The 25,521-nt window shown below is 58.8% G+C and carries 40 protein-coding genes; 1 reads left to right on the forward strand and 39 read right to left on the reverse strand.

Features of this window, described 5'->3' with window-relative positions; translation table 11 throughout:
• Nucleotides 1-46 precede the first annotated feature (46 nt).
• The 4 genes from dnaB to RCAS_RS20735 form a co-directional block, all read right to left on the reverse strand.
• The gene (gene dnaB, locus RCAS_RS20720; protein ID WP_012122446.1) at nt 47-1,381 is read right to left on the reverse strand and encodes a replicative DNA helicase; all 1,335 of its coding nucleotides are present in this window, start codon (nt 1,379-1,381) and stop codon (nt 47-49) included.
• A gap of 209 nt (nt 1,382-1,590) precedes the next feature.
• On the reverse strand, nt 1,591-2,088 hold the full coding sequence (gene rplI / locus RCAS_RS20725; RefSeq protein WP_012122447.1) for a 50S ribosomal protein L9: 498 nt from the start codon (nt 2,086-2,088) through the stop codon (nt 1,591-1,593).
• Nucleotides 2,089-2,206: 118 nt separating this feature from the next.
• Complete coding sequence (locus RCAS_RS20730; protein WP_012122448.1) at nt 2,207-2,869, reverse strand: HAD family hydrolase; 663 nt, start codon at nt 2,867-2,869, stop codon at nt 2,207-2,209.
• Between the two features lie 149 nt (nt 2,870-3,018).
• The gene (locus RCAS_RS20735; protein WP_012122449.1) at nt 3,019-3,984 is read right to left on the reverse strand and encodes an MBL fold metallo-hydrolase; all 966 of its coding nucleotides are present in this window, start codon (nt 3,982-3,984) and stop codon (nt 3,019-3,021) included.
• 41 nt (nt 3,985-4,025) lie between these two features.
• On the opposite strand from RCAS_RS20735, the gene RCAS_RS20740 reads away from it, so the two are divergent.
• Nucleotides 4,026-4,799: an inositol monophosphatase family protein gene (locus tag RCAS_RS20740; protein ID WP_012122450.1), complete on the forward strand. Its 774-nt coding sequence runs from the start codon at nt 4,026-4,028 to the stop codon at nt 4,797-4,799.
• 143 nt (nt 4,800-4,942) lie between these two features.
• Here the strand turns inward: RCAS_RS20740 and rpsI are convergent, their stop codons facing one another.
• The 35 genes from rpsI to fusA form a co-directional block, all read right to left on the reverse strand.
• Entirely contained in the window at nt 4,943-5,341 is a 399-nt protein-coding gene (gene rpsI, locus RCAS_RS20745; RefSeq protein ID WP_012122451.1) for a 30S ribosomal protein S9, read from the reverse strand.
• 20 nt (nt 5,342-5,361) lie between these two features.
• Entirely contained in the window at nt 5,362-5,802 is a 441-nt protein-coding gene (gene rplM / locus RCAS_RS20750; protein ID WP_012122452.1) for a 50S ribosomal protein L13, read from the reverse strand.
• On the reverse strand, nt 5,799-6,611 hold the full coding sequence (gene truA, locus RCAS_RS20755) for a tRNA pseudouridine(38-40) synthase TruA (RefSeq protein WP_012122453.1): 813 nt from the start codon (nt 6,609-6,611) through the stop codon (nt 5,799-5,801). Before truA ends, rplM begins: the two co-directional genes overlap by 4 nt.
• On the reverse strand, nt 6,611-6,961 hold the full coding sequence (gene rplQ, locus RCAS_RS20760; protein WP_012122454.1) for a 50S ribosomal protein L17: 351 nt from the start codon (nt 6,959-6,961) through the stop codon (nt 6,611-6,613). Before rplQ ends, truA begins: the two co-directional genes overlap by 1 nt.
• Nucleotides 6,962-6,975: 14 nt before the next feature.
• Complete coding sequence (locus tag RCAS_RS20765) at nt 6,976-7,947, reverse strand: DNA-directed RNA polymerase subunit alpha (protein ID WP_012122455.1); 972 nt, start codon at nt 7,945-7,947, stop codon at nt 6,976-6,978.
• A gap of 94 nt (nt 7,948-8,041) precedes the next feature.
• Nucleotides 8,042-8,662 (reverse strand): 30S ribosomal protein S4, encoded by a 621-nt coding sequence (rpsD, locus tag RCAS_RS20770; protein ID WP_012122456.1) that lies wholly within the window; start codon nt 8,660-8,662, stop codon nt 8,042-8,044.
• Nucleotides 8,663-8,682: 20 nt separating this feature from the next.
• Nucleotides 8,683-9,099 carry a 30S ribosomal protein S11 gene (gene rpsK, locus RCAS_RS20775; protein WP_012122457.1) on the reverse strand — a complete coding sequence of 139 codons (417 nt, stop codon included), beginning with the start codon at nt 9,097-9,099 and terminating at the stop codon, nt 8,683-8,685.
• A 65-nt stretch (nt 9,100-9,164) separates the two neighbouring features.
• Nucleotides 9,165-9,548, reverse strand: coding sequence for a 30S ribosomal protein S13 (gene rpsM / locus RCAS_RS20780; protein WP_012122458.1), 384 nt, complete (start codon nt 9,546-9,548; stop codon nt 9,165-9,167).
• A gap of 91 nt (nt 9,549-9,639) precedes the next feature.
• A complete protein-coding gene (gene rpmJ / locus RCAS_RS20785) occupies nt 9,640-9,756 on the reverse strand; it encodes a 50S ribosomal protein L36 (protein ID WP_012122459.1) in 117 nt (38 codons plus the stop codon).
• Between the two features lie 108 nt (nt 9,757-9,864).
• Nucleotides 9,865-10,086 carry a translation initiation factor IF-1 gene (gene infA, locus RCAS_RS20790; RefSeq protein ID WP_011955923.1) on the reverse strand — a complete coding sequence of 74 codons (222 nt, stop codon included), beginning with the start codon at nt 10,084-10,086 and terminating at the stop codon, nt 9,865-9,867.
• 16 nt (nt 10,087-10,102) lie between these two features.
• The gene (locus tag RCAS_RS20795; RefSeq protein WP_012122460.1) at nt 10,103-10,783 is read right to left on the reverse strand and encodes an adenylate kinase; all 681 of its coding nucleotides are present in this window, start codon (nt 10,781-10,783) and stop codon (nt 10,103-10,105) included.
• 35 nt (nt 10,784-10,818) lie between these two features.
• The gene (secY, locus tag RCAS_RS20800) at nt 10,819-12,171 is read right to left on the reverse strand and encodes a preprotein translocase subunit SecY (protein ID WP_012122461.1); all 1,353 of its coding nucleotides are present in this window, start codon (nt 12,169-12,171) and stop codon (nt 10,819-10,821) included.
• Between the two features lie 46 nt (nt 12,172-12,217).
• Nucleotides 12,218-12,742: a 50S ribosomal protein L15 gene (gene rplO, locus RCAS_RS20805; RefSeq protein WP_012122462.1), complete on the reverse strand. Its 525-nt coding sequence runs from the start codon at nt 12,740-12,742 to the stop codon at nt 12,218-12,220.
• Nucleotides 12,743-12,807: 65 nt separating this feature from the next.
• Nucleotides 12,808-13,035 carry a 50S ribosomal protein L30 gene (rpmD, locus tag RCAS_RS20810; protein WP_012122463.1) on the reverse strand — a complete coding sequence of 76 codons (228 nt, stop codon included), beginning with the start codon at nt 13,033-13,035 and terminating at the stop codon, nt 12,808-12,810.
• Nucleotides 13,036-13,038: 3 nt separating this feature from the next.
• Entirely contained in the window at nt 13,039-13,581 is a 543-nt protein-coding gene (gene rpsE / locus RCAS_RS20815; protein WP_012122464.1) for a 30S ribosomal protein S5, read from the reverse strand.
• A gap of 98 nt (nt 13,582-13,679) precedes the next feature.
• On the reverse strand, nt 13,680-14,045 hold the full coding sequence (gene rplR, locus RCAS_RS20820; RefSeq protein ID WP_012122465.1) for a 50S ribosomal protein L18: 366 nt from the start codon (nt 14,043-14,045) through the stop codon (nt 13,680-13,682).
• Between the two features lie 71 nt (nt 14,046-14,116).
• Nucleotides 14,117-14,680, reverse strand: a complete 564-nt coding sequence (gene rplF / locus RCAS_RS20825; RefSeq protein WP_012122466.1) for a 50S ribosomal protein L6 — start codon at nt 14,678-14,680, stop codon at nt 14,117-14,119.
• Between the two features lie 20 nt (nt 14,681-14,700).
• Entirely contained in the window at nt 14,701-15,099 is a 399-nt protein-coding gene (rpsH, locus tag RCAS_RS20830; RefSeq protein ID WP_012122467.1) for a 30S ribosomal protein S8, read from the reverse strand.
• 54 nt (nt 15,100-15,153) lie between these two features.
• Nucleotides 15,154-15,339 carry a type Z 30S ribosomal protein S14 gene (locus RCAS_RS20835; protein ID WP_012122468.1) on the reverse strand — a complete coding sequence of 62 codons (186 nt, stop codon included), beginning with the start codon at nt 15,337-15,339 and terminating at the stop codon, nt 15,154-15,156.
• 65 nt (nt 15,340-15,404) lie between these two features.
• Entirely contained in the window at nt 15,405-15,947 is a 543-nt protein-coding gene (rplE, locus tag RCAS_RS20840; RefSeq protein WP_012122469.1) for a 50S ribosomal protein L5, read from the reverse strand.
• A gap of 50 nt (nt 15,948-15,997) precedes the next feature.
• The gene (gene rplX, locus RCAS_RS20845; protein ID WP_012122470.1) at nt 15,998-16,330 is read right to left on the reverse strand and encodes a 50S ribosomal protein L24; all 333 of its coding nucleotides are present in this window, start codon (nt 16,328-16,330) and stop codon (nt 15,998-16,000) included.
• Between the two features lie 20 nt (nt 16,331-16,350).
• Entirely contained in the window at nt 16,351-16,719 is a 369-nt protein-coding gene (gene rplN / locus RCAS_RS20850; protein WP_012122471.1) for a 50S ribosomal protein L14, read from the reverse strand.
• A 2-nt stretch (nt 16,720-16,721) separates the two neighbouring features.
• Nucleotides 16,722-16,982, reverse strand: coding sequence for a 30S ribosomal protein S17 (gene rpsQ / locus RCAS_RS20855; protein WP_012122472.1), 261 nt, complete (start codon nt 16,980-16,982; stop codon nt 16,722-16,724).
• Nucleotides 16,983-16,993: 11 nt separating this feature from the next.
• A complete protein-coding gene (gene rpmC / locus RCAS_RS20860) occupies nt 16,994-17,194 on the reverse strand; it encodes a 50S ribosomal protein L29 (protein ID WP_012122473.1) in 201 nt (66 codons plus the stop codon).
• A complete protein-coding gene (gene rplP, locus RCAS_RS20865; RefSeq protein ID WP_012122474.1) occupies nt 17,191-17,616 on the reverse strand; it encodes a 50S ribosomal protein L16 in 426 nt (141 codons plus the stop codon). The genes rpmC and rplP overlap by 4 nt, the downstream gene beginning before the upstream one ends.
• Nucleotides 17,617-17,630: 14 nt before the next feature.
• Entirely contained in the window at nt 17,631-18,413 is a 783-nt protein-coding gene (gene rpsC, locus RCAS_RS20870; RefSeq protein WP_012122475.1) for a 30S ribosomal protein S3, read from the reverse strand.
• Nucleotides 18,414-18,458: 45 nt separating this feature from the next.
• Nucleotides 18,459-18,800: a 50S ribosomal protein L22 gene (rplV, locus tag RCAS_RS20875; protein WP_012122476.1), complete on the reverse strand. Its 342-nt coding sequence runs from the start codon at nt 18,798-18,800 to the stop codon at nt 18,459-18,461.
• Nucleotides 18,801-18,832: 32 nt separating this feature from the next.
• Nucleotides 18,833-19,120, reverse strand: coding sequence for a 30S ribosomal protein S19 (gene rpsS, locus RCAS_RS20880; protein ID WP_012122477.1), 288 nt, complete (start codon nt 19,118-19,120; stop codon nt 18,833-18,835).
• A 24-nt stretch (nt 19,121-19,144) separates the two neighbouring features.
• On the reverse strand, nt 19,145-19,972 hold the full coding sequence (rplB, locus tag RCAS_RS20885) for a 50S ribosomal protein L2 (protein WP_012122478.1): 828 nt from the start codon (nt 19,970-19,972) through the stop codon (nt 19,145-19,147).
• Between the two features lie 3 nt (nt 19,973-19,975).
• On the reverse strand, nt 19,976-20,260 hold the full coding sequence (locus RCAS_RS20890; RefSeq protein ID WP_012122479.1) for a 50S ribosomal protein L23: 285 nt from the start codon (nt 20,258-20,260) through the stop codon (nt 19,976-19,978).
• Complete coding sequence (gene rplD / locus RCAS_RS20895) at nt 20,260-20,925, reverse strand: 50S ribosomal protein L4 (protein ID WP_012122480.1); 666 nt, start codon at nt 20,923-20,925, stop codon at nt 20,260-20,262. Before rplD ends, RCAS_RS20890 begins: the two co-directional genes overlap by 1 nt.
• Nucleotides 20,926-20,977: 52 nt before the next feature.
• Entirely contained in the window at nt 20,978-21,610 is a 633-nt protein-coding gene (rplC, locus tag RCAS_RS20900; RefSeq protein ID WP_012122481.1) for a 50S ribosomal protein L3, read from the reverse strand.
• Nucleotides 21,611-21,669: 59 nt separating this feature from the next.
• The gene (gene rpsJ, locus RCAS_RS20905; RefSeq protein WP_012122482.1) at nt 21,670-21,978 is read right to left on the reverse strand and encodes a 30S ribosomal protein S10; all 309 of its coding nucleotides are present in this window, start codon (nt 21,976-21,978) and stop codon (nt 21,670-21,672) included.
• Nucleotides 21,979-22,073: 95 nt separating this feature from the next.
• Entirely contained in the window at nt 22,074-23,279 is a 1,206-nt protein-coding gene (gene tuf / locus RCAS_RS20910; protein ID WP_012122483.1) for an elongation factor Tu, read from the reverse strand.
• Nucleotides 23,280-23,337: 58 nt separating this feature from the next.
• Nucleotides 23,338-25,443, reverse strand: coding sequence for an elongation factor G (fusA, locus tag RCAS_RS20915; RefSeq protein WP_012122484.1), 2,106 nt, complete (start codon nt 25,441-25,443; stop codon nt 23,338-23,340).
• Between the last annotated feature and the right edge of the window lie 78 nt (nt 25,444-25,521).

Raw genomic sequence — 25,521 nt, forward strand, 5'->3', positions numbered from 1 at the left:
TCGGCGGGGTCGTTGCCCCCAACTATGAGCGCGTATCACGTTGACTCTAATACCCTTCCGGCGTGCGATAAGTCAGGTCCATGAAGCGTGTGGTCGATGGCTCAAACCGCATGGGCACCACGCCGACCGGACCATTGCGATGTTTGGCGATATGGATCTCGGCGATACCCTTTTTGTCAGTGTTCGGATCATACAACTCTTCGCGATAGATAAACATCACAATATCGGCGTCCTGCTCAATCGACCCCGATTCGCGCAGGTCGCTCAGCACAGGCACGTGGCTGGTGCGCCCTTCGACGGCGCGCGAAAGTTGCGACAGAGCGATGACCGGCACGTTGAGTTCACGCGCCAGCGCCTTCAAACCGCGCGAAATCTCGCTCACCTCTTGCACGCGATTGTCGGTGCGGCGTCCCTGCATCAATTGCAGATAGTCGATGATAATCAAGTCCACGCCGGCGCGCGCCTGAAGCCGACGCGCCCGGCTGCGCACATCCATAATGCTCAGCCCGGCAGAGTCTTCGATATAGATCGGCGCGGCAGCCAGACGCCCCATAGCGCTGATCACGCGCTCCATCTCGTCCTCACGGAGTTGCCCCAGGCGCAGGCGGTGCGTATCGATGGTCGTTTCCATTGAGAGCAGGCGCTGCACCAGTTGCTCACGGCTCATTTCCAGACTGAACACGCCGACCGTTCCCTGGTAGTGCATAGCGACATTATAGGCGATGCTCATCACCAGGCTGGTCTTGCCGACGCCTGGGCGCGCTGCAAGGATAATCAGATCGCTGCGCTGCAACCCGCCGGTGATGAGATCGAGGTCGCGGAAGCCGGTTGGCAGCCCCACGACCTCGCCGCGATGCTCCTGAAGATAGTTGATCTGCTCATAGTACGCATCGATCACCTGGCCGATGTGAACAAAATCCTGGTTGATGCGCCGCTGCGAGACCTCGAAGAGGGTCTGTTCAGCCAGATCGAGCGTGTCCTCGATATCCCGTTGCTCATCGTACCCCAGCGCAGCGATCTTGCTTCCAGCGGTGATCAGGCGGCGGCGCAGCGCAGTATGTTCGACGATGCGGGCATAGTATTCAACGTGATACGAGGTTGGAACGCTCTCGACCAGTTCGGACAGATAGAGAACGCCGCCAACGGCTTCGAGCTGATTGCGCCGGCGCAGTTCCTCGGCGACGGTGCGGGTATCAGGGGGAATGCGGGCATTGTAGCATGTCAGCATCGCCTCGTAGATCTGCGCGTGCCGTTGCAGGTAAAAATACTCCGCCTGCAACCAGGGTGCAATCGCAATGATGGCATCCCGGTTGAGCAGGATCGAGCCGAGGGTGGCTTTCTCAGCGTCGATGCTCTGCGGCAGATCGGGCAGTGCAGTCATAGTCTTCCCGGTGTCGAACGTTGTCGTGGAACGGGCGCCCCCCTGCTCGTGCGTTGCAACACACAGGCGGGTTGGGCACAGGGTTATGCCCCGCTTTTCGACAGATTATCCCATGCCTGTCCACACGCGCCTTGAGAAGCGATAATGTGCCAGGGCGCAATGCCGTGGCACATTATCCGTGCGAAAATCCTATCGAATGTCGCAACAGGTCAGGCGGTTTCGGGATCGGGGGGCAACTGAATCGCGCCCTCTTCACCCTCGACGACGACGTTGATCACCGGTTCGACGCCCGCCATCAGGCGAATCGTGACCGGATAGATGCCGATACGCTTGATCGGCTCTTCCAGTTGCACCTTGCGGCGGTCAAATTCCTCGCCGAGCAGTGCGCCGATCTTCTCCGCAATATCGCTACTGGTAATCGAACCGTACAACCGGTCGAGTTCACCAACGCGCGCAGTGAAGCGCAACGTTTGCCCATGAAGGCGGGCAGCGATTGCCTGGGCGTCGCGGCGCGCCGCTTCTTCGCGCCGGCGCTGCGCTGCCAGACGCTCCTCCGCCTGTTTGATCTGACCGCGGGTTGCCAGAACCGCCAGACCGCGTGGAATGAGATAGTTGCGGCCATACCCGCCGGAGACCTCGCGGACTTCGCCAGCCGCGCCAAGATTGGCAACATTCTGCGTCAATACCACTTTGATTTTGCTCCCCACAGTCACGCTCCTGAACGGTGTTCTGCCAGATAATAATAAGGAAGCGCCGCTGCCGGCAGAGGCATCGGGCGCATATTCGTCGAACGCCGGATATATTATCACAGGATCGCCTGGATCGTCAATGTGAGTCGTAAGCGGCAATGATCGCCAGAAGGTCGCGCAAACCATCAACCACCGCAACAGGTGGGGGCACGTCAGGCGGAAGCGTCACTCCGTGGCGGTTGACCCAAATAGCCGGCATGCCCGCCTGTGCCGCACCCCGCAGGTCATTCTCTGGCGAATCGCCGACGAACAATGCCTCATCAGGCGTTATTCCCAGGGCGTGCAGTGCGATGTGAAAGATCTGCGGGTCCGGTTTGGCAACTCCGACTTCCTCGGAGACGATGATGGCATGCATATACGATGCAAGATCGAAGCGTTCAATCTTGGGACGCTGTGACCATGATGGTCCGTTGGTAATCAATCCGAGACGGTAGCGCGCGCCGAGGGCAGTGAGCAATGGCAGCGCTTCTGGATCGAGGGTGAGTGTCTCGAACCAGATATCACGATAGCGCGCGAAAGCCCGATCAATCATGCGCTGATCGGTCATTCCCTGATCGCGCAGAAAGTCGGGCAACTGGTTGATCCAGATCTTCATCGTGAATGCATGCTGCACCAGCGTCTCGAGGTCGCACGATATAGTGCATGGTGCGTCTGCGAGAGCGATGCGCAGGCATGCGAGCCAGTGCGCCTTGAGATCGTACAGTGTGTCGTCCAGGTCGAACAGAATGGCTCGTAGCATCGATTATCCACTCCTCTGCCGCTGCACGTGATGATCTTCCGCGTCTCACCCACACGCACGAAGACCGCACGCCAGCACCCATGGATCATCATCGCTGTGCACTCGTATCTCTGTCGTTTGATCGCAACGAGCGTACAACGGGCAACGTTTCATAATGCACACCGCCGCCAGGAGCGTGTCCCGTCAGCGTGTTCGATCTGTTCGACCCGTCCCTGTGTTGCCAGATACTCCAGGTGCGCCAGCGTTTCCGCCATGGCGAAGCGCATCTGATGGGATGTCAACTCTTGCAGCGGAAAGACCGCAGTGCAGACCTCGTAGGCTGTTGCCCCGGCGCCAATGGCATGTTCCATCGCCTCCAACCGTTCAACATGATGAACGCGCAATTCGTCCAGGCGCTCATGGAACCGTGTGATGAGCGGACCATGTCCCGGAAGCGCCAGCGCCACATCGAGTTCTGCCAGGCGGTCGAGCGACGCCAGGAACTGCGCGAGCGGATTACCGCGACTCCATCCCCACAAACCGACGTTTGGCGTGATCTTGATAAGCACGGCATCGCCGCAGATCAGCAGGCGCTCTTCGGCGCAGTAGAACACCAGATGGTCATCGCTATGCCCCGGTGTGGCGATGGGTGTGAAGAGTCGCTCGCCAATCAGCAACGGTTCGCCGACCGGCAGATACGTGACGACCGATGGTACGGGGTGGGTCATCATCCGCAGGTGTGTAATATCGTCCGCCACCGTGGTCATCAGATCAGGTGGCATACCATGGGCGCCGAAGAATGTCGCAGTCGCATCATGGGCATGTGAGTCGGCATGCCATTGTGCGCGGGCAAACGCCGCCTCGCCTGCCGAAAGCGCCACCGGTGCATCCGAGAGCGCCTGGAGCCATCCTGCCATGCCGTAATGATCGGGATGGGCGTGGGTTAGAACAATGCGCTTGATCATACGCGGATCGACGCCGTGCCTGGCGAATGCTTCGTGCCACGCAGCCTGTCCAGGCGCATAGTTGAGACCGGTGTCGATAACTGTCCATCCTTCACCATCGCGTATCAGATAGGTATTCACGATTCGCAACGGGAAAGGCAACGGCAGGTGAACCTGATGGATGCCTTCCATGGTATCATGCCTTTCGTGCAGTACAACATCAAGGACAGCATGTGATCGACATCGATATTGAAGAACTATGCGCCTGGATGCGCGAATGCGGCGACGTCGCGCTTCACCTGTTCAATCGTGCCAGAGCGCAGCGCAAATCCGACAACAGTCCGGTCACCGAGGCGGATGTTGCAATCGAGCGAATCCTGGTCGAGCGAGTGACGGCGCGCTATCCAGACCATGGCATCATCGGTGAAGAGCAGACGCGATTTGCCATCACACAAGAATATGTCTGGGCGCTGGATCCGATCGACGGAACGGCGTCGTTTGTGGCCGGGTTGCCGGTGTGGGGCATTTCCATCGGGTTGCTGCATCGTGGTATTCCCTATGCGGGGATCTTTTACATGCCGCTAACCGACGACTGCTATTGGGCAATCGACAATCGCGCATTCCTGAACCATCGACCACTATCCATTCATCCAACGTCAGAGCAGGAATGGGAGAGTGAAGATTGGTTGGCCATCCCTTCTGATGCTCACCGGCGCCTCGAAATCGATTTTATCGGTAAAACGCGCAGTCTGGGTTCTGCTGCGGCTGCCATCTGTTATGTCGCGCGCGGTTCAGCGCTTGGCGCCGTTCTGACACACGCAACCATTTGGGATGTGGCGGGTAGCATTGCCGTTCTGCGTGCAGCCGGCGGGGTCGGCATAACGTTAGCGGGTGCGCCTTTTGAGCCTGCTGCAATCATCGATGGTCGGGCGGTGCGTGAGCCGCTCCTGTTCGGCGCTCCTGGCACGGTCGAAGCGTTGCGTCGCCACATCCGGGTGCGTCGCTAAAACGCGCGGTCTTGTCGGCGCGCCGGTGGGTGAGGTGTTCGCTGCGAGCACCACAAAGGCGCAGAGGCACAAATCGCTTATGTCGTCTCTCTGCGCCTTCGCGCCTTTAAGAATGGAGATAGCGTAACAGCGTCCAGACGTGATTACCGCTTTGTATACTGAGGTCGTTTGCGGGCACGTTTGAGACCGGCTTTCTTGCGTTCTTTCATGCGCGGGTCGCGGGTGATCAACCCGGCCTGTTTCAGCACCGGGCGAAAGTCGGGATTGGCATCGAGCAGGGCGCGGGTAATGCCGTGGCGTACTGCCTGTGCCTGTCCGCTAACGCCGCCGCCGCGCACCTTGACCAAAACATTGTAGGCGCCGGCAGTCCCGGTCAATTCGAGTGGTCGGGCAATCTCGCGGGCATACAACTCGCGCGCGCCAAAATACTCGCGGATCGATTTGCTGTTGACGACGATGTCACCGCTGCCAGGAAACAGACGCACCCGTGCCACGGCCGTCTTACGCCGTCCGGTCCCTTGAAAATAGCGCTTCTCGATCATGGATTCGCTCCAGTGTACTGCTAGCCGCGCGGTCGCGGTTCATAGACTTTGGGCTGCTGCGCCGCGTGCGGATGTTTTGGTCCGGCATAGATCTTCAGTTTCGCCAATTGCCGTCGCCCCAGGCGGGTTTTTGGCAGCATACCCTTGACGGCGAAACGCAGCACACGCTCAGGATGGCGTGCAATCAACTGCTTGAACGACACCGCCTTAAAACCGCCGGGATAATTCGAATGGCGATAGTACATTTTCTGTTCCGGCTTCCTGCCGGTCAGACGAATACGCTCGGCATTGACGACGATCACGAAGTCGCCGCCGTCGATATAGGGGCTGAACGTCGGCTTATGCTTGCCGCGCAACAGGGTAGCGATCTGTGTTGCGAGCCGGCCGAGAGTCTGGTTGGTCGCATCGATCACGTACCAGTCGCGCTGCACCTCCGACGCCTTCTGCGCGTAGGTTTTCATAGTTGCATCCTTGTCTCGGTCACTCCAACCGCTGCGACCAACGTATCCGCCGCAGCGTTGCCATCTTCTGGATAACGCACTGCCATCAGGTAAAGCCCATGTGCCGGCGCCAGCACCCTGGCGCGTCGGTTGGCGCCTGCCAGCACAGCCGCGAACCCATCGGCATCGATCCGTCCTTCGCCGACCTGGATCAGCGTTCCGACCAAGTTGCGCACCATATGCCGCAGGAACGCATTCGCGGCAACATCGATCAGCACCAGCGGTTGACCCCACACCTCGGTGCATGTGCAACGCGCATCGTAACAGATACGAACCGTCGATCCTTCCTGTGGCCCATCGCTCAATGGCGCGAAATCGTGTGTCCCGATCACCTGCTGGATCGCCCTATCCATGGCTGCCACATCGAGACGGCGTGGCACATAGGCGGCGTGGCGGCGCAGCAACGGCGACGGTGTGCGCCCATTGTCGATCACATAGCGATACTCACGGCGCACTGCCGAGTAGCGCGCGTGAAACTCCTCAGGGACTTCCCAAGCGGCGAGGATGCCAATATCCTCTGGCAGAACGCCATTCAATCCCCGAATGATCGTCGCCAGCGAATGACGGGTATTGGTGCTGACGTTGGCGACCTGACCGCGCGCATGCACCCCGGCATCGGTGCGTCCGGCCAGGATCATGCGGCGGCGTTCACCGGTCAATTGCTGCCAGGCCGCTTCAAGTGCGCCCTGCACTGACCGTCCATTGGTTTGCCACTGAGAGCCGACAAAATCCGTGCCATCGTACTCGATACGCAGCGCAATATTTCGCATCAGAGCAATTCAATCTGCACCATCGTCGCGCCATCGCCCTGGCGTTGCCCCAATTTGGTAATGCGGGTGAACCCGCTGGTGCGATCGGCATATTCGGTTGGCGCGAAACTGAAGAGTTGCCGCATCGCCGTCTTGCTCGCCAGGCGCGAAAGCGCCATCCGCCGGTTATGTGGCGTATCCTGGCGCGCCAGTGCGATCAATTTTTCGATTTCCGGTTGCACTGCTTTCGCTTTTGCCAGCGTAGTCGTAATGCGGCGATGCTCGATCAGTGCGATCATCAGCCCGCGGATCAACGCTTCACGCTGTTCTTTGTCTCTGCCAAGCAGAAACCCTTTCTTGCGATGTCGCATCGTCCTCTACCTCATCAACTCTCGATTCCTGCGGGAGAGCTGTTCGTCGTCTGACCAATCCGGGGGATATACCCGCGTTCGATCAGTTTGTCGCGAATCTCCTCCATTGATTTTTGCCCCAGATTGCGCACCGAAAGCAGCGCCTTCTCGTCCATTTCGAGCACCTGACCGACCTTCGTAATGTCGGCGCGCTTGAGGCAATTGTAGGTGCGTGTCGAGAGATCAAGCTCTTCAATCGGCGTATCATAAATATCCGCCGGGATGGCCAGCCCATTTGGCGCCGCCGTTGACTCTGTTTCGGTCGAGAGGCGATTGAAATCAGCGATCGTCTGAGAATATTGCACAAGCACCTGTGCCGCATGGCTCAGGGCGTCCCCCGGTTTGATCGTGCCATCCGTCCAGATTTCGATCAGCAGACTATCGAAGTCGGTCGCCTGCCCGACGCGAATATTCTCGACCACATAGTTAACTTTCGGCACCGGTGTGAAAATGGCATCAATCGGGATCTCACCGATGGGCAGTGCGTCACGCTGATCGGCGGGCAGATAGCCGCGCCCGCGTTCGACCGTCATCTCCATTTCCAGCATAGCGTCGTCGCGATCAATCGTACAGATATAGTGGAAAGGATTGACAATCTCGACATTGCTGGGAGCGTCGATATCCGCAGCGCGCACAATGCCCGATCCGCGCTTCGACAACGAGATTTTCACCGGACGTTCGGCATAGGAACGCAGACGAACACCTTTGATGTTCAAGACAATTTCAGTGACGTCTTCTTTGATCCCCGAAATAGTCGAGAACTCGTGAAACACCCCATCAATTTTGATCTTCGTAATCGCTGCGCCGGGGATAGACGACAGGAGCACGCGGCGTAACGCATTCCCCAGGGTATGCCCATACCCGGGATCGAGCGGCTCGATTTTGAACCGCCCATAGTTTTCGGCAGCAGTAACGACTTCAATCTTTGGCATGGCGATGTCCAGCACGATCGCCTCCTTTTCTGTTCTGGCTGACACACATGTGCCGGGTTCCTGCGACGCAGCGTCAACGCAACCGCGCGCATCGGGAACCCGGACCAGATCAGCGGCTATAGAACTCGACAATCAACTGTTCATTAATGCCCGGCTCAGCATCTTCGCGCCGCGGCATTGCCACTACTTCGCCCGACAGATCAGCCGGGTTCAGGCGCAACCAGTCTGGCGCTTTGTGTTTGGCAAGCGCGCCGCTCTCGACCAGGTTTTTGAAGTACATGCGGCGGCGGCTTTCCGGTCGAACAGCAATCGTCTCGCCCACACGCACTGTATACGACGGGATGTTGGTCTTGCGCCCGTTCACCGTAATGTGCCCATGGGTCACGAGTTGGCGCGCCTGCGCGCGCGTCGTGGCGAAGCCGAGGCGATACACAACATTATCAAGGCGCCGTTCGAGCAGTATCAACAGATACGCACCGGTTTCTCCCGGAAACCGTTGCGCCTTCTCGAATATACGGCGGAACTGCCGTTCCAGCACGCCGTAGATATACCGCGCCTTCTGTTTTTCGAGCAGTTGCAAGCCATAATCCGACACCTGCCGTCGGCGCGCCGATGGTCCGTGCTGTCCAGGAGGGAACGGACGTTTTGCCAGTATCCGCTGCCCTTTTTCGGTGATGCCGATGCCCAGGCGCCGGCTGATTTTTCCTACAGGTCCAATATAGCGAGCCATCAATCACCCCTTATGATTGCTCAGACGCGCCGACGTTTGGGCGGACGGCAGCCGTTGTGCGGGATAGGAGTAACATCGGTGATCGCCGTGACCTGCAAGCCGGCCGCTTGCAGAGACCGAATCGCCGCCTCACGTCCCGCGCCTGGTCCCTTGACGAACACCTCAATCTGGCGCATCCCATTCTCAATCGCCTTCCGCGCTGCATTTTCCGCTGCGATCTGTGCCGCATACGGAGTGCTCTTGCGCGAACCTTTGAAACCATTTTGCCCGGCGCTCGACCAACAGACCACGTTCCCATTCGGGTCGGTGATGGTCACGATGGTATTGTTGAACGTGCTCTGAATATGCGCCTGCCCACGCGGCACATTCTTTTTTTCGCGGCGCTTGCCGCGCTGCCGTTTGGTCGTGGTAGAACCTTTTGCTGATTGCTTCGCCATGCTCTCTCCATGTCCACCCGCGCCAGACGAGCGATGCACCGATCATGCCCATCTGGCGACGCGCATTACTTCTTCAAGGTCTTCTTCTTGATGCCGATGGCCTGTCCGCGGCGACCGCGGCGGGTGCGCGCATTGGTCCGCGTGCGCTGACCGCGCACCGGCAACCCCTTACGATGGCGCAGACCGCGGTAGCACCCGATATCCATCAAGCGCTTGATATTCATTTGAATTTCGCGTCGCAAATCGCCTTCGACGCGATACTCACGCTCGACGATTTCACGAATGCGCGAAACCTCTTCCTCAGTCAGATCGCGCACCCGCGTCGCAGGGTTGACGTTCGCTTTGCGCAGCACATCAGCCCCATTTGAGCGTCCAATGCCGAAGATATAGGTAATAGCGATTTCGATGGTTTTGTTGCGCGGGAGGTCAACCCCTGCAATGCGTGCCATACACTCCTCTTCCTGCACTGATGCTGCGCGCCCCTGAGCCGCACAGCCGTCTGTCGCCTGTAGATCGGCGCGCCGATCCGCCTGAATTATGCTATCCCTGGCGCTGCTTATGCTTGGGTTGGCGGCTACAGATAACGCGCAGCACCCCTTTGCGTTTGATGACGCGACAATATTCGCAGCGCGGTTTGACCGACGCCTGAACTTTCATCTTCGTTCCTTCCAGACTACAACCCGGTATTTGAACCAACTGACAATAATAACACTCCAACGGCTGCCGTGCAACTACGCGCCGGCACATCTGGACTCTTTGCTCGATTTACTTGTAACGATACGTAATCCGCCCGCGCGTCAGATCATAGGGCGACAGCTCCACCAGCACCCGGTCCCCTTTCAAAATGCGAATGTAGTTCATCCGCATACGCCCCGAAATATGAGCCAGCACCTCGTGACCATTTTCGAGTTTCACACGAAACATGGCATTTGGCAGTGGTTCAGTGATGGTTCCTTCCATCTCGATGACATCTTTTTTTTTGGACATGCTACTCCTTTCGCGCTTAGACGCGATCGCCCGTTGGCGTCGCATTGGCAGCATACATGGTGAGCGCTTCAATCATGCTGCGTGTAACCTGTGAGATCTCACGCCGTCCATCGATTTCCACCAGCAACCCCTGATCGCGATAGTACTCAATCAGGGGCATCGTTTGTGCGAAATAGACTTCGAGCCGGTGACGCGCCGTTTCCATGGTATCATCGCTGCGCTGATACAGTTTCCCGCCGCAATCATCACAAATATTCGGATGTTTGGACGGGAAATAGTAAATATTATACGTTGCGCCACAGGTTTTGCAAGTCTGTCGTCCCGCGATACGACGCAGCAGCATATCTTCCGGCACACGAATATACAGGACGACATCGATCCGGCGCCCTTGCTTGTTGAGTTCGGCTTCGAGCGCCCGCGCCTGTTCGCGGGTGCGCGGAAACCCATCGAAAATGACCCCCCGGATGCAATCGGGCTTACTGATGCGCTCGATGATCATGCGGATCACGACCTCGTCCGGCACCAGTTCACCGCGGTCCATATACGATTTCGCCAGCATGCCGAGTTCCGTCCCCTGGCGAAGCGCCGCGCGGAACAGGTCGCCGCTGGCGACGTGCACCATCCCGGTGTGCTCCTCGAGATACTTCGCCTGTGTGCCTTTACCGGCGCCAGGCGCTCCGAGCAGAATAATATCCATGGCATCACCCTCTGCACGTCATCGAACGCCCGCTCTCAACGGTTGATAAACCCTTCGTAGTTCCGCATCACCAGTTGCGCTTCGAGTTGCCGCATTGTATCGACCGCGACGCCGACGACAATGAGCAATGCAGTCGCTCCCAGACCAATCGGTACACCGGTGAGTTGTTGGGTGATGAACGGCAAGATAGCGACCGTTCCCAGGAAGAGTGCGCCAATTCGTGTGATTCGGCTCACCACCTGGTCAAGATACTCTTCAGTGCGTTTCCCGGGCCGAATACCCGGAATGAATCCGCCGTTGCGTTGCAGCGTCTCCGGGATATTCTGCTGGTCGAAAATCACCTTCGTATAGAAGTAGGTGAAGAAATAAACCAGCACGAAGAGCGCGATCGAGTACACCAGGGTGCCGCCGCCATACTGCGGGCTGAACGTCTGATAGGTGAAGCAGGCGATCTGCTTCAGCACGCTTGCGTTGGGAGGCGCCACTTGTTCAGGGCAGCCGTAGGAGGCGATTGTGCCCGGAAAAATAATGATGCTCTGCGCGAAGATCAGCGGGATCATGCCTGCCATATTGACCTTGAGCGGAATATGGCTGCTCTGCCCGCCATACACGCGATTGCCGCGCACCCGCTTGGCGTATTGCACCGGGATGCGCCGCTGCCCCTCGTGCATGAGCACGATGCCGATGATCGTTCCAAGTGCGATGATCAGGAAGGCGATCAAGCCGATGGCCTGTTCCAGCCCGCCCAGTTCGACGGTGGTGAATGCCTGAATGATCAACCCCGGCAAACCGGCTACAATGCCTGCGAAAATAATCATCGAGACGCCGTTGCCGATCCCGCGTTCCTGGATCTGCTCGCCAAGCCACACCAGCAGCATCGTACCTGCCAGCATACTCATCAGGATTGTGAACGTCGGGAAGAAATTATTGACAATATCGAACGGCGTTTGAAACAGCGCCTGACCGGTTCTGAGGCTGCGTTCAAGCGTCAACGTTTGCCCATAGGCTTGCAACAGCGCCATCGGGATCGTCAGGTAGAACGTGATCCGGTTCAACCGCATGCGCCCCTGTTCGCCCTCTTTCCGCAATTCTTCCAGCGCCGGAATGAGCGGTACCAGGAGTTGCAGAATGATCTGCGCTGTGATGTACGGATAGACGCCCATCGCCGCAACCGACAGGTTCTGCAATGCGCCGCCGGCGAAAATGTTGAGTAACTGCGCGAGCTGATTGCCCTGCAAAGCGAGCCGCAGGCTTTCCAGCGCCATCGGATCGATGTTCGGCACAGGAATGTGAGCAATCAGCCGAAAGAGCAGCAGCATTGCCAGCGTGAACAGGATGCGCTGCCGCAGATCGGGCAATCGGAGCGCGTTGACAACCGATTCAAGCATTCAGGATTCTCCTTGCATCGAGGGTGTGCGGCGACCACCCATCGCCTCATGCCCCCGGCGTCGCTTCCGCCTTGCGATGATGCCGGGGCGGATTTGGTCCCCGGCTGCGGCTGCGCCGTTCGACGATCCACGGCGTTTCGATGGCAGCGCCGCCAGCCGCCTCGATGCGCGCGCGCGCACTGGCGCTGAACTTATGCGCATGGATCGTCAGTTTGCGCTCCAGTTCACCGTCGCCAAGGATTTTGACCGGCTTTGCCGGCTGAACCCATCCCTGCTCGATCATTGCGTTGATCGTCAGTTCGGTGCCATCCGGCACATTGTTGAGTTGACCGGTATTGATAATCTGATACTCGATCCGCCAGCGGTTTTTGAAACCGCGCAGTTTCGGCATTTTGCGGGTAATGCGCATCTGCCCGCCCTCGAAGGAAGGGGATGGATTAGGACCGGAGCGCGCCTTCTGTCCCATCATGCCCTTCCCGCCGGTTTTGCCCTTGCCGGAACCAATGCCGCGTCCGATGCGCTTCCGCTTGCGATGCGCGCCCAGTGCGGGCTTCAAGTCGTGCAATTTCATGATCGCTCTTTCTCCATCACGCCTGCGGGCCAGCAGTGAGTTTAGCGCCGTGAGTGCGTCCCACGTTAACGTTTCATGTCATCGCCTGGATGGTCGGCCGGCGCGTCGCGGTCCGGCAGTTCCTCAACGCTGACCAGGTGGCGAACCTTGAAAATCATACCGCGGATCGTCGGCGTATCATCGTGAACGACGACGCTGTTGAGCCGACGCAATCCGAGCGATCGGATCGTTGCTTTCTGGTCGTGACTGTATCCTATCGCACTCTTGCGATACGTGATTTTCAACTTGGACATCAGTTAAGCCTCCTGCGACGCCGGCTCGCGACGCATGCGCCGCAGGTGCAGTTCTCTTGGCGTCATGCCGCGCATACGTGCCTGCTCTTCGAGTGATGTCAACGAACTGAGCGCTTTGAACGTCGCCTTCACCACGTTGATCGGATTATTGCTGCCATAGCGTTTCGAGAGCACATCCTTGATGCCGGCCATCTCGAGCACCGGGCGCACACCACGACCGGCGATCACGCCGGCGCCGGGGGCAGCCGGGAGCAGGCGCACCTTTGATGCGGCGAACTCTTCCTGCACCTCGTGCGGAATGGTCGTGCCAGCAAGCGGCACCCGGATCAGGTTCTTTTTGGCTGCTTCCACTCCCTTGCGGATCGCCTCCGGCACCTCGGCGGCTTTCCCCATGCCGATGCCGACGTGCCCCTTCCCATCGCCAACCACGACGACGGTGCTGAAACTGAAGCGGCGCCCGCCCTTGACCACCTTCGAGACGCGGTTGATCTGCACCACGCGCTCTTCGAGTTCAAGTTCATCCGTATGAATGCGTCGCTTGATCACTGTCACACTCCATCAAGGCTAGAGGTTGCGACGAAGGCTGCGCTGGAGCCTGTAGCCATCAACCTGCACAATGTTGCTGATCCCTTCCAGCGACATGGTCAGAACTTCAAGCCGCCTTCGCGCGCCGCATCGGCGAGCGCCTGGATGCGCCCGTGATACTTGAAGCCGCCGCGATCAAACACGACGCACTCAATGCCCACCGCCCTGGCGCGTTCTGCGATGGCGGCGCCGACCACTTTCGCTCGTTCAGTTTTCGTCTTGCCGGCGAGCGATGCCCGCAGTTCAGGTTCAACGGTCGAAGCCGCCGCCAATGTTCGTCCGACCGTATCATCGATCACCTGAGCATAGATATGCATATTACTGCGAAAGACGCACAGCCGCGGGCGCTGAGGCGTCCCGCTGACTTTCTTGCGCACGCGACGGTGGCGTCGAAGGCGCAATTCTCGTGGTGTTCGTTGTGCCATAGTGATAGGCTCCTCGCGGCAGAGATTGCCATCCCCTGCCTTTGCTGAGTCGTAAAAGACAACAGAATGCGTTAGCGCGCTTTGCCTGCCTTGCCCGCCTTGCGGCGCACGCGCTCTTCGCGGTATTTGATGCCGTACCCCTTATACGGCTCTGGTGGTCGCAACGCGCGCAATTTTGCGGCTTCCTCGCCAACCTTCTGCTTATCGATACCTCGAATGATCACCTGTTGCGGCTCATTGGCGCTCCGACGCTCCATCACCTCAAAGGTGATGCCTTCGGGTGGCGTCACACGGATCGGATGGGAAAATCCCACCTGAAGGATCAGGTTCTTCCCTTCCCGCACCGCACGATAACCAATGCCGGTTATTTCCAGCACTCGCTGATACCCCTCTGTAACGCCGGTTACCATATTGGCAATGAGCGAGCGCGTCAACCCGTGCAGGGCGCGGTGTTGTTTCTGATCCGAAAGGCGCGCGACCGTAATGACGCCATTTTCATGCGTAATGATCATTTCCGGCGGCAGGCGCTGGATCAACGTTCCCTTTGGTCCTTTGACCGTCACCACGTTCCCTTCCGCAATCGTCACCTCGACGCCGCGTGGCACCGGGATTGGTTTTTTTCCAATACGCGACATGATCTCCTCCTCAGCGCTGCTCACCAGACGTAACAGAGAACCTCACCGCCGACGCGCTGTTGCCAGGCCTCATGTCCCGCCATCACACCGCGAGGTGTCGAGAGAATGCTCAACCCCAACCCACCGCGCACCCGCGGAATATCAGCGCGTTTGGTGTAGATGCGCAACCCTGGCTTGCTCACCCGCTTCAGCCCGGTAATGACCGGTCGTCGATCAGGGGTATACTTCAAAGTAATGACAATAGTACTGTACGGTTTGCCTTCCTGCACCGTGAAGTCTTGGATGAAACCTTCGCGCTTGAGAATCTGCGCAATCGCCAGTTTCATTTTCGACGACGGAATCGACACCGTTGCGTGGCGGGCCATGCACGCATTCCGGATGCGGGTCAGCATATCGGCAATCGGATCATTCACACTCACTGTGATCCTCCTTTATGTCCGGACTGACGGCAATGTTCATCTGTGCTCCACCTGCTACCAGCTCGATTTTGTGACACCGGGGATCAACCCGCGCAGTGCATGCTCGCGGAAGCAGATGCGGCACATGCCGAACTTGCGCATGTACGCACGCGAACGCCCGCAGATTTTACAGCGGTTATAGGCCCGCACCGTATACTTTTGCGGCCGCTGTGCTTTGACCATTAATGCCTTTCGTGCCAAACCAGGTCTCCTTATCAATCTTCCCGGCTGGTCAACGTCCTTCCGGCGGACGTTCCTGGCCCGGACTAATCGCGAAACGGCATGCCAAGGCGCTTAAGCAGCGCATAGCCCTGTTCGTCGTCGGGCGCCGTGGTCACAATCACCACTTCGAGTCCCCGGAGTTTATCGACTTTATCGTAATCAATCTCCGGGAACACGATCTGCTCGCGCAGACCGAGCGAGTAATTGCCGCGTCCATCGAACGAACGGCGACTGACGCCGCGAAAATCGCGCAGGCGTGGCAGCACCAGGTTCACCAACCGGTCGAAGAACGACCACATGCGCGGACCTCGCAACGTCACCATCACGCCGATTGGCATCCCCTGGCGCACTTTGAATGCTGCAATCGACTTCCTGGCGCGCGTAATAACCGGTTTCTGACCGGCGATTGCCGCAAGATCGGACGTTGCAGCATCGAGCGCCTTGGAGTTCTGGATCGCCTCGCCAAGCCCGATATTCAGGACGATCTTTTCCAACCGTGGCGCCTGCATCACCGAGCGATACTGAAACTCCTGCATCAGCGCCGGCACGACTTCGGTCTGATATTTTTCTTTGAGGCGTGGTACCATTCCCTACTCCTCAGGAACCCGGAGCGCAACAATCGCTCCGGTTAAGCCGTTCACTCATCGATGACGGCATCACAGGCTTTGCAATACCGCACCTTTTTGGGGCGGCCCTTGTGGTCCGTCTCTTCCAGAAAGCGATGCCCGGTGCGTGACGCGCGACCGCACTTCGGGCAGATCAGCATCACATTCGACACATGGATTGGCGCTTCCATCTCGATAATCCCGCCGGGGCGCGTCGGACCGCGCGGCTTCATGTGTCGTTTGACAATATTCAGTCCCTCAACGATCACCCGTTGCTCTTTGGGGCGCGATTCCTTGATTTTTCCGCGCTTCCCGCGATCCTTGCCGGTAATGATCAGGACCTCATCGCCGGTTTTGACATGCATGGCACGTTCTCCTGGAGCAATCACAGCACTTCCGGCGCCAGCGAGATGATCTTCATGAACGCGCGTTCACGCAACTCACGTGCGACGGGTCCAAAGATGCGCGTACCACGTGGATTATTGTCTTTCCCGATGATCACTGCCGCATTATCATCGAACCGAATATGCGAGCCATCGGGTCGACCATACTCCTTAGCAGTGCGCACGATGACGGCGCGCACCACTTCGCCTTTCTTCACCGCGCCGCCGGGAGTCGCTTCCTTGACCGAAGCGACAATAACATCGCCGACGCGCCCGTAGCGCACATGCGAGCCGCCCAACACGCGGATGCACAGTATCTCTTTGGCGCCGGTATTATCGGCGACGCGCAGGCGCGTTTCCTGCTGCACCATCGTCAGGCCTCCTCATTGCGCTTAATAATCTCGACCACTTCCCAGCGTTTAGTTTTACTCAGCGGGCGAGTCTCGCCGATGCGTACAACATCGCCGATTTGGCACTGTTGTTCATCGTGGGCGTGAAACTTGCTGGTGCGGCGAACAATTTTCCGATACAGCGGATGTGGTTTCAGATAATCAACTGCCACCACAACCGTCTTTTGCATTTTATTGCTGACGACTCGCCCAACTTTGAATTGCCGACGCCGTCCTTCAGTCATCGATGTATCTCCTACGACTCAATGCCCAATTCGCGCTCACGCAGAATTGTCTTGATTCGCGCAATATCGCGCCGAACCATTCGCGGACGACCGGTAGCCGTCAGTTTTCCCATCACCTGCTGAAAGCGCAGGTTAAACAATTCTTCGTAGCAGTCTTTCAATTTTGCGCGCAGTTGTTCATTGTCCAGTTTGCGCAACTCATCGGCTTTCATGCTGCGCCCTCCAGATCCTCACGCGCCACGATTTTGCATTTGATCGGCAATTTCTGCGCAGCGCGTTCAAGCGCTTCGTGCGCGATTTCGGGGCGCACCCCGGCCAGTTCGAACAGGATGCGGCCCGGTTTGATCACAGCCACATAGTGATCAACGGCGCCCTTCCCCGATCCCATGCGCGTTTCAGCGGGCTTGGCGGTCACCGGCTTATCTGGAAAGATGCGAATCCAGATTTTGCCGCCGCGCTTGACGTGATGGCTGATAGCGCGCCGCGCCGCTTCGATCTGACGGCTCGTCATCCATGTCGCTTCGATGGCCATCAAGCCATACTCGCCAAAAGCGACCGTATTCCCGCGATGCGCCATCCCGCGATTGTGGCCGCGCTGCTGTTTCCGATACTTGACACGCTTTGGCATCAACATCACGATACCTCCTCTCAGCCACGCGACCGTCCAGCGCGTTCACCGCCACGTCCGCCGCGTCCGCCGCGTCCGCCGCGCCCGCCTTTGCTTTGTGGACGATCTTCTTCCTCTTCAACCGCGCTGGATCGCGCGGCGACCACCGGTTGCGTCGGTTGCAACTGCCCTTTCTGGTCGGGGAAGACATCGCCCTTATAGATCCACACCTTGACGCCGATACGGCCATATGTCGTATGCGCATGCACCTGTGCATAGTCGATATCGGCGCGCAGCGTATGGAGCGGCACCCGTCCATCGCGTTCCCAGGCGATGCGTGCCATTTCCGCGCCGGCCAGACGCCCTGAGCACTTGATCTTGACCCCTTGCGCCCCCAGGCGCATGGCGCGCTGCACTGCCTGTTTCATGGCGCGCTTGTACGATACGCGCTTATTAATCTGCTCAGCAATGCTTTCGGCGACCAGTTGCGCCTCGAGTTCCGGTTGATGGATTTCCTGAATATTGAGTTTGACCTTCTTGCCGGTCCGTCGTGCGAGTTCTTCCCGCAGTTCATCGACTTTCGCGCCACGCTTGCCGATGACGATACCCGGCTTGGCGGTATGAACCGTCACCTCGACCTTATTCGCCGAGCGCTCGATATCGATCCGCGCCACACCCGCATTCTCAAGCTCTTTCGCAATGATTTTGCGCAGCATGACGTCTTCGTGGAGCAGTTCAGTGTAGTTGCGCTCTGCGAACCACTTCGACTGCCAGTCCTTGATATATCCAAGGCGGAAGCCGATCGGGTGCACTTTCCGTCCCATAGATCCTCGCTCTCTTAAGCGCGGCGGTATGGTCACGCCGCCTGCCTACATCTCCTCACCGTCATCGACAATCACCGTAATATGGGTCGTCCGCTTCCGAATACGATCGGCGCGACCGCGGGCGCGTGGCATAATGCGCTTGAATGCCGGACCCTCATCAGCGAAGATATACTTCACCACCAGTGCATCGGGCGCCATATCGTAGTTATTGGTGGCATTTGCTCGCGCCGACTCAATCGTGCGAGCGATTTCGCGCGCCGCTTTGTGCGGCAAATAGCGCAGGATCGCCAGCGCCCGATCAACCGGCTTGCCGCGCACCAGGTCCATTACCGGGCGCACCTTGGTTGGCGAGATGCGGACATATTTGGTTACTGCTTTTGCCTGCATGTCAAACCTCTGCTGCCTCGATTGCGCGCCCGTCACTTCATTTTGCCGCGCTTATCCACCTTCTTGCCGCCATGACCGCGGAACAGCCGGGTTGGGGCGAATTCGCCCAGTTTGTGCCCGACCATATTTTCGGTGATATACACCGGCACGTGGCGCCGTCCATCGTGGACGGCGATGGTGTGCCCGACCATCTGCGGGAAGATCGTCGAGTCGCGCGACCATGTGCGCAGCACTCGCTTTTCATTCGCCCGGTTCAGTTCCTCAATACGACCGAGCAGCCGCACATCGACATATGGACCTTTTTTAGAAGAACGCGACATACGCTTTACCCTTTACACTCATGGTTACCGCGTTCGACGGCGGATGATGAAGGCATCGGTCCGCGGGTTATGGCGGGTCTTCACGCCACGCGCCGGTTTCCCCCATTTAGTTTTCGGGGTCGGCATACCACGCGGTGCGCGCCCTTCACCGCCGCCATGGGGATGGTCACGCGGGTTCATTGCCGCGCCACGCACTTCGGGGCGCCGCCCAAGCCAGCGTTTCCGCCCCGCTTTCCCCAGGCGCACATTCTGGTGATCCAGATTGCCAACCTGCCCAATCGTCGCCATACACTCGATGAACACCCGGCGCACCTCGCCCGATGGCATACGCAGTGTGGCGTAGTTCCCTTCTTTCGCCATCAACTGAGCCGCTGCCCCGGCGCTCCGCACCATCACGCCGCCGCGTCCTTTTTCGAGCTCGATGTTGTGCACCTGCGTCCCAAGCGGTATCTGGCGCAGCGGCAAGGCGTTGCCGACGCGGATATCGGCGGCAGGCCCGCTCATGACCGTATCGCCGACGTTCAAGCCGAGCGGCGCGAGGATGTAGCGTTTCTCGCCATCGACATAATGAAGCAGCGCGATACGCGCAGATCGGTTCGGATCGTACTCAATCGCCGCCACTTTTGCCGGAATACCGACCTTATCGCGCTTGAAGTCGATCTTGCGATAATGGCGCTTATGACCGCCGCCGCGATGACGCACCGTAATGCGCCCATAGACATTGCGCCCGGCTTTCTTCCGCAGCGGCTCGAGCAATGATCGCTCCGGCTCCTTCTTGGTAATCTCCTCAAAGGTCGAGACCGACATATTGCGGCGACCTGCCGAGGTTGGTTTGTATTTTCTCACAGGCATCGATCAGGCTCCCTCAAACAGGTCGATGCGATCACCTTCAGCCAGGGTGACGATCGCCTTTTTCCAATCGGGCGTATAGCCGTACTGCCGTCCCCGGCGGCGCAGTTTCCCGCGCACATTCATGGTATGAACGGCAGTGACACGCACGCTGAAAATCTCTTCGATCGCGCGTTTGATCTGTTGTTTGGTGGCGTTGCGATCAACCTCAAACGAATACTTGTTGAACCGCATCAGGTTGGTATTCTTCTCCGTGATCAGCGGTCGTATGATGATCTGATGCGCATTCATCACGCCCCCTCCTCGCTGACGTCCGCCGCAACAGCGTGTGCTGGCTTGTCGAGATACCCCTGAGCGACATCGACGGCGGCTTTCAACATGACCACATGGTCGTGAGTGAGCAGGTCGATGACATTCAGGTAATGCGCCAAAAGGGTTTTGACGTTCGGCAGATTATTCGCCGAGCGACGCACATGCTCATCCTTCCGGTCCAAGACGATCAGCGTCTTGCCGGTCAGATTCAGCGCATTGAGCACCGCAATCATATCTTTGGTGCGCGGCTGCTCGAACGTCAATCGATCCAGAAAGAGAATTGCGCCGTCGCGGTGCCGTGCCGAAAGCGCCGAGCGGACTGCCAGGCGTCGCATCTTGCGCGGCATGTCCTTCGTATAAGAGCGCGGGTGGGGACCATGCGCAATGCCGCCGCCTTTGCGGTGCGGCGCGCGAATCGACCCCTGGCGCGCGCGACCGGTGCCTTTCTGGCGGTAGAGTTTGCGCGTGCTTCCCTCAACTTCGCCGCGACCGAGCGTATTGTGTGTGCCGAGACGCGCATTGGCGCGTTGACGTTCCATCGCCTGGTGCATCACCGGCACATTCGGCTCAATCCCGAACACATAATCCGATATCTGGATAACGCCGACTTCCTCGCCGGACTGGTTGTACAACTTGGCTTCCATGACACTTCCTCAAAGTATCTGCGCTGTGCGGATGCGATCAGAGCCAGCGCTCCTACGAGCCCTTAATTGCCCGGCGAACCATCACCAATCCGTTGTTGGCGCCCGGGACCGAGCCGCGCACGAGCAGCAGATTGCGCTCTGGAACGACATCGACAACGGTCAGGTTTTGCACGGTCACCCGTTGATTGCCCATCCGCCCGGCCATCCGCGTATTCTTCCACAGGTGACCCGGATCGGTGCCGGCGCCGATCGAACCCGGCGCGCGCAGGCGGTCGCTCTGACCATGCGTGCGTGGACCGCCGCCGAAGCCATGGCGTTTCACCACACCCTGGAACCCGCGACCTTTTGACGTGCCAATGACGTCGACCCGCTGACCTGGCGCGAACATCTCGACGGTCAATACATCACCGACCTTATGATCGGCAATATTGTCGGTACGGAACTCGCGCAGGTGGCGCAACAGCTTCCCCGCGCCGCGCAGATGCCCCTGCTCAGGTTTTGTCAGGCTTTTCGCCCGAACCTCCTGGTACCCGATCTGGACGGCTTCGTACCCATCCCGCTCTTTTGTGCGGATTTGCGTGACGACGCAGGGACCCACTTCAATAATGGTCACCGGAATGACCTGACCGGTTGGGTCGAAAACCTGGGTCATGCCGATCTTGCGCCCAAGCAATCCTTCGATCACAATTGCACCTCCGCAGCATGCGTGTGCTCATCCACCGCAGCGGCTGCTTTTCCTCAGAATTACAGCTTGATCTCGATATCGACACCCGCCGGCAGATTGAGTTTCATCAACGCATTGATCGTCTGCTGGCTTGGATCGAGCACATCGATCAAGCGCTTATGAGTGCGAATCTCAAACTGTTCCTGCGAGTCTTTGTCAATAAATGGCGAACGAATGACGCTATACTTTTCGATTTTGGTCGGCAACGGCACCGGACCTGCAACCAGCGCCCCGGTGCGTTCCGCAGCCTCAACGATCTGTCGCGCCGATTGATCGAGAATCTTATGGTCGTATGCCTTGAGTCGGATGCGAACCTTTTGTTTCGCCATATGCGCCTCGTTTAGGGGGTAGGGGTCAGGGTTTGGGTTCCTGGCTGGCGGGTGACGCCACCCATCGCGCAGAACCCGGAACCCGAAACCCGGAACTAATCGACAATCGCCGAGACGACGCCAGCGCCGACGGTGCGTCCGCCTTCGCGGATGGCGAAGCGCAACCCTTCCTCAATCGCCACCGGCACGATCAACTCCACCAGCATCTCGATGTTATCGCCCGGCATCACCATCTCCACCCCCGCCGGCAGGCTGATCGCCCCCGTCACGTCCGTCGTCCGAATGTAGAACTGCGGTCGGTACCCCGGAAAGAACGGCGTATGCCGCCCCCCTTCCTCCTTCTTCAGCACATACACATTCGCTTTGAACTTCGCGTGCGGCTTGATCGACCCCGGCGCCGCCAGCACCTGCCCGCGCTCCACTTCCGTCCGCTCGATGCCGCGCAGCAGCACCCCCACGTTATCCCCCGCGATCCCTTCGTCGAGCGTCTTCTGGAACATCTCCACCCCGGTCACCACCGTCTTCTTCGGCGCCTCGTGGCTCATCCCGACAATCTCGACCGTATCCCCCATCTTCACCTTGCCGCGCTCGATTCGCCCCGTCACCACCGTCCCGCGCCCCTTGATGCCGAACACATCTTCAATCGGCATCAGGAACGGCTTATCGACTTCGCGCACCGGCGTCGGGATGTACTCGTCCACCGCATTCATCAGGTCGAGAATGCACTGATACTCCGGCGCGTTGATGTCGGTCGACGTGCTCGACAGCGCCGCGAGCGCGCTGCCGCGAATAATCGGAATCTCGTCGCCGGGGAAGCCGTGATTGCTGAGCAATTCGCGCAGTTCGAGTTCGACGAGTTCGAGCAGTTCCTCATCGTCCATCATATCGACCTTATTGAGGAACACGACCATCGCCGGCACCTGCACCTGGCGCGCCAGCAGCACGTGCTCGCGCGTCTGCGGCATCGGACCGTCCGGCGCCGAGACGACCAGGATGGCGCCGTCCATCTGGGCCGCGCCGGTGATCATATTCTTGATATAGTCGGCGTGCCCCGGACAATCGACGTGCGCATAGTGGCGCTTGGCGGTCTGATACTCGACGTGGCGAATGGCGATGGTGATGCCGCGCGCGCGCTCTTCAGGCGCGTTATCGATCTGGTCGTAGGAGACGAACTGCGCCGCGCCTTGCAGGGCGAGCACCTTGGTGATCGCGGCGGTCAGCGTCGTTTTGCCGTGGTCCACGTGGCCGATGGTGCCGACGTTGACGTGTGGCTTGGTGCGCTCAAACTTCTGCTTTGCCATGGGTGTGACTACTCCTTGCAGAGTGCTTACAAATCGATACCCTGAACGACAGGACGGACTAGCCGCGCCGTTTTTCGATGATCTCCTTTGCCAGAGCATCCGGCAGCGGTTGGTAATAAGCGAACTCCATCGACGACGTAGCGCGCCCCTGCGTTGCCGATCGCAGGTCGGTCGTATAGCCGAACATGGACGCCAGCGGGACGTATGCCCGAATAACCTGCGCATTGCCGCGCGCCTCCATGCCCTCGACGTGACCGCGGCGCGAGTTGATATCGCCAAGAACGGCGCCGAGAAAATCTTCCGGCGTCACAATTTCGACCTTCATTACCGGTTCGAGCAGGATCGGACGTCCTTTACGCACCGCTTCCTTCAGCCCCATCGAGGCGGCGATCTTGAATGCCATTTCTGATGAGTCAACCTCGTGGTACGAGCCATCGTAGAGCGTGACTTTGATATCGACGACCGGGTAGCCGGCGATCACGCCGCTTGCCATCGCTTCCTTGACGCCTGCCTCGACCGCCGGGATATACTCGCGTGGGATGACGCCGCCGACGATACCGTTGACGAACTCGAACCCCTTCCCTCGTTCGAGCGGTTCGACCTGCAACTTAACGTGGCCATACTGACCTTTGCCGCCGCTCTGCCGCACGAACTTACTGTCCACATCCGCCGGAACCGTGATCGACTCGCGATACGCCACCTGCGGCTTGCCCTGGTTGGCTTCGACCTTATACTCGCGGCGCATGCGGTCGACAATCACCTCAAGGTGAAGCTCACCCATGCCGGCGATGATCGTCTGTCCGGTCTCCGGGTCGGTGAAGACACGGAATGTCGGGTCTTCCTCCGCCAGTTTGCCGAGCGCGACCGCCAGTTTATCCTGATCGGCCTTTGTCTTGGGTTCGATCGCCAGTTGAATGACCGGCTCCGGGAAACGGATGCTTTCCAGCACAATCGGATCATTCGGGTCGCAGATCGTATCGCCGGTATAGCTTTGCTTGGGTCCGACCATCGCAGCGATATCGCCGGCGTAGACCTCCTTGATCTCCTCGCGATGGTTGGCATGCATTTGGAGCAGGCGCCCGATACGTTCACGCTGATTGCGCGTCGAATTGAGCACGTAGGAGCCGGTCTCCAACTTGCCGGAATAGACCCGGAAGTACGCAAGTTTCCCGACGAACGGGTCGGAGACGATCTTGAACACCAGACCGGTAAACGGCGCGTCTTCCGATGTCGGGCGCGTGATCATCTCAACGCCATCGTCGCCGGCAATCTGACCTGGGCGCGTCCCGCGCACCGGCGGAATATCGACCGGCGACGGCAAATAGTAGACAACCGCATCGAGCAGGCGCTGCACCCCTTTGTTGCGCAGGGCAGCGCCACACAGCACCGGCACCAGTTTGCCCTGGATCGTCGCCTTGCGCAATGCCCGGCGCAGTTCTTCGACGCTGAGTTCTTCGCCCTCGAGATAGAGGAGCGTCAACTCATCATCGGTTTCAGCGATTGCTTCGATCATCTCATTGCGCAGGCGTTCCACCTCGTCGGCGACATCTGCCGGGATCGCCTCCAGTTCCTCGCGTTTGCCCTGATCATCGACGTAGATGACCGCCTTGTTGGTGATCAAGTCTACGATGCCGCGAAAGCGATCCTCTGCGCCAATCGGGAACTGAACCGGCACCGGTTTTGCGCCAAGGCGCTCTCGAATCATGTCCACCGTGCGCATAAAGTTGGCGCCGATCCGGTCCATCTTGTTGACGAAGCAGATCCGCGGCACGTGGTACTTATCCGCCTGCCGCCACACCGTCTCCGATTGCGGCTCGACCCCGGCGACGGCATCGAACACCACCACGCCGCCATCGAGCACGCGCAGCGACCGCTCGACCTCCGCCGTAAAGTCGACGTGACCAGGTGTGTCGATGATATTGATGCGATACGGCGTTCCTTCGACCGTCCACTCAGCAGTAGTGGCAGCAGCGGTGATCGTAATGCCGCGCTCACGCTCCTGTTCCATCCAGTCCATCACTGCGGTGCCTTCATGCACCTCGCCAAGTTTGTACGTTCGACCGGTATAGAACAGAATGCGTTCGGTCGTCGTCGTCTTCCCCGCATCGATATGGGCAATGATACCAATATTTCGTATCCGCTCTAATGGCACTTCACGAGGCATGAGATACTCTCCCCCTCTTCTGCGCTATATGTCCTGATCAATCCGCACCTGGTCGCCGGAGACCGTATGGCGCTCACC

The sequence above is a fragment of the Roseiflexus castenholzii DSM 13941 genome (genome assembly GCF_000017805.1).
In the GTDB taxonomy this organism is placed as follows: domain Bacteria; phylum Chloroflexota; class Chloroflexia; order Chloroflexales; family Roseiflexaceae; genus Roseiflexus; species Roseiflexus castenholzii.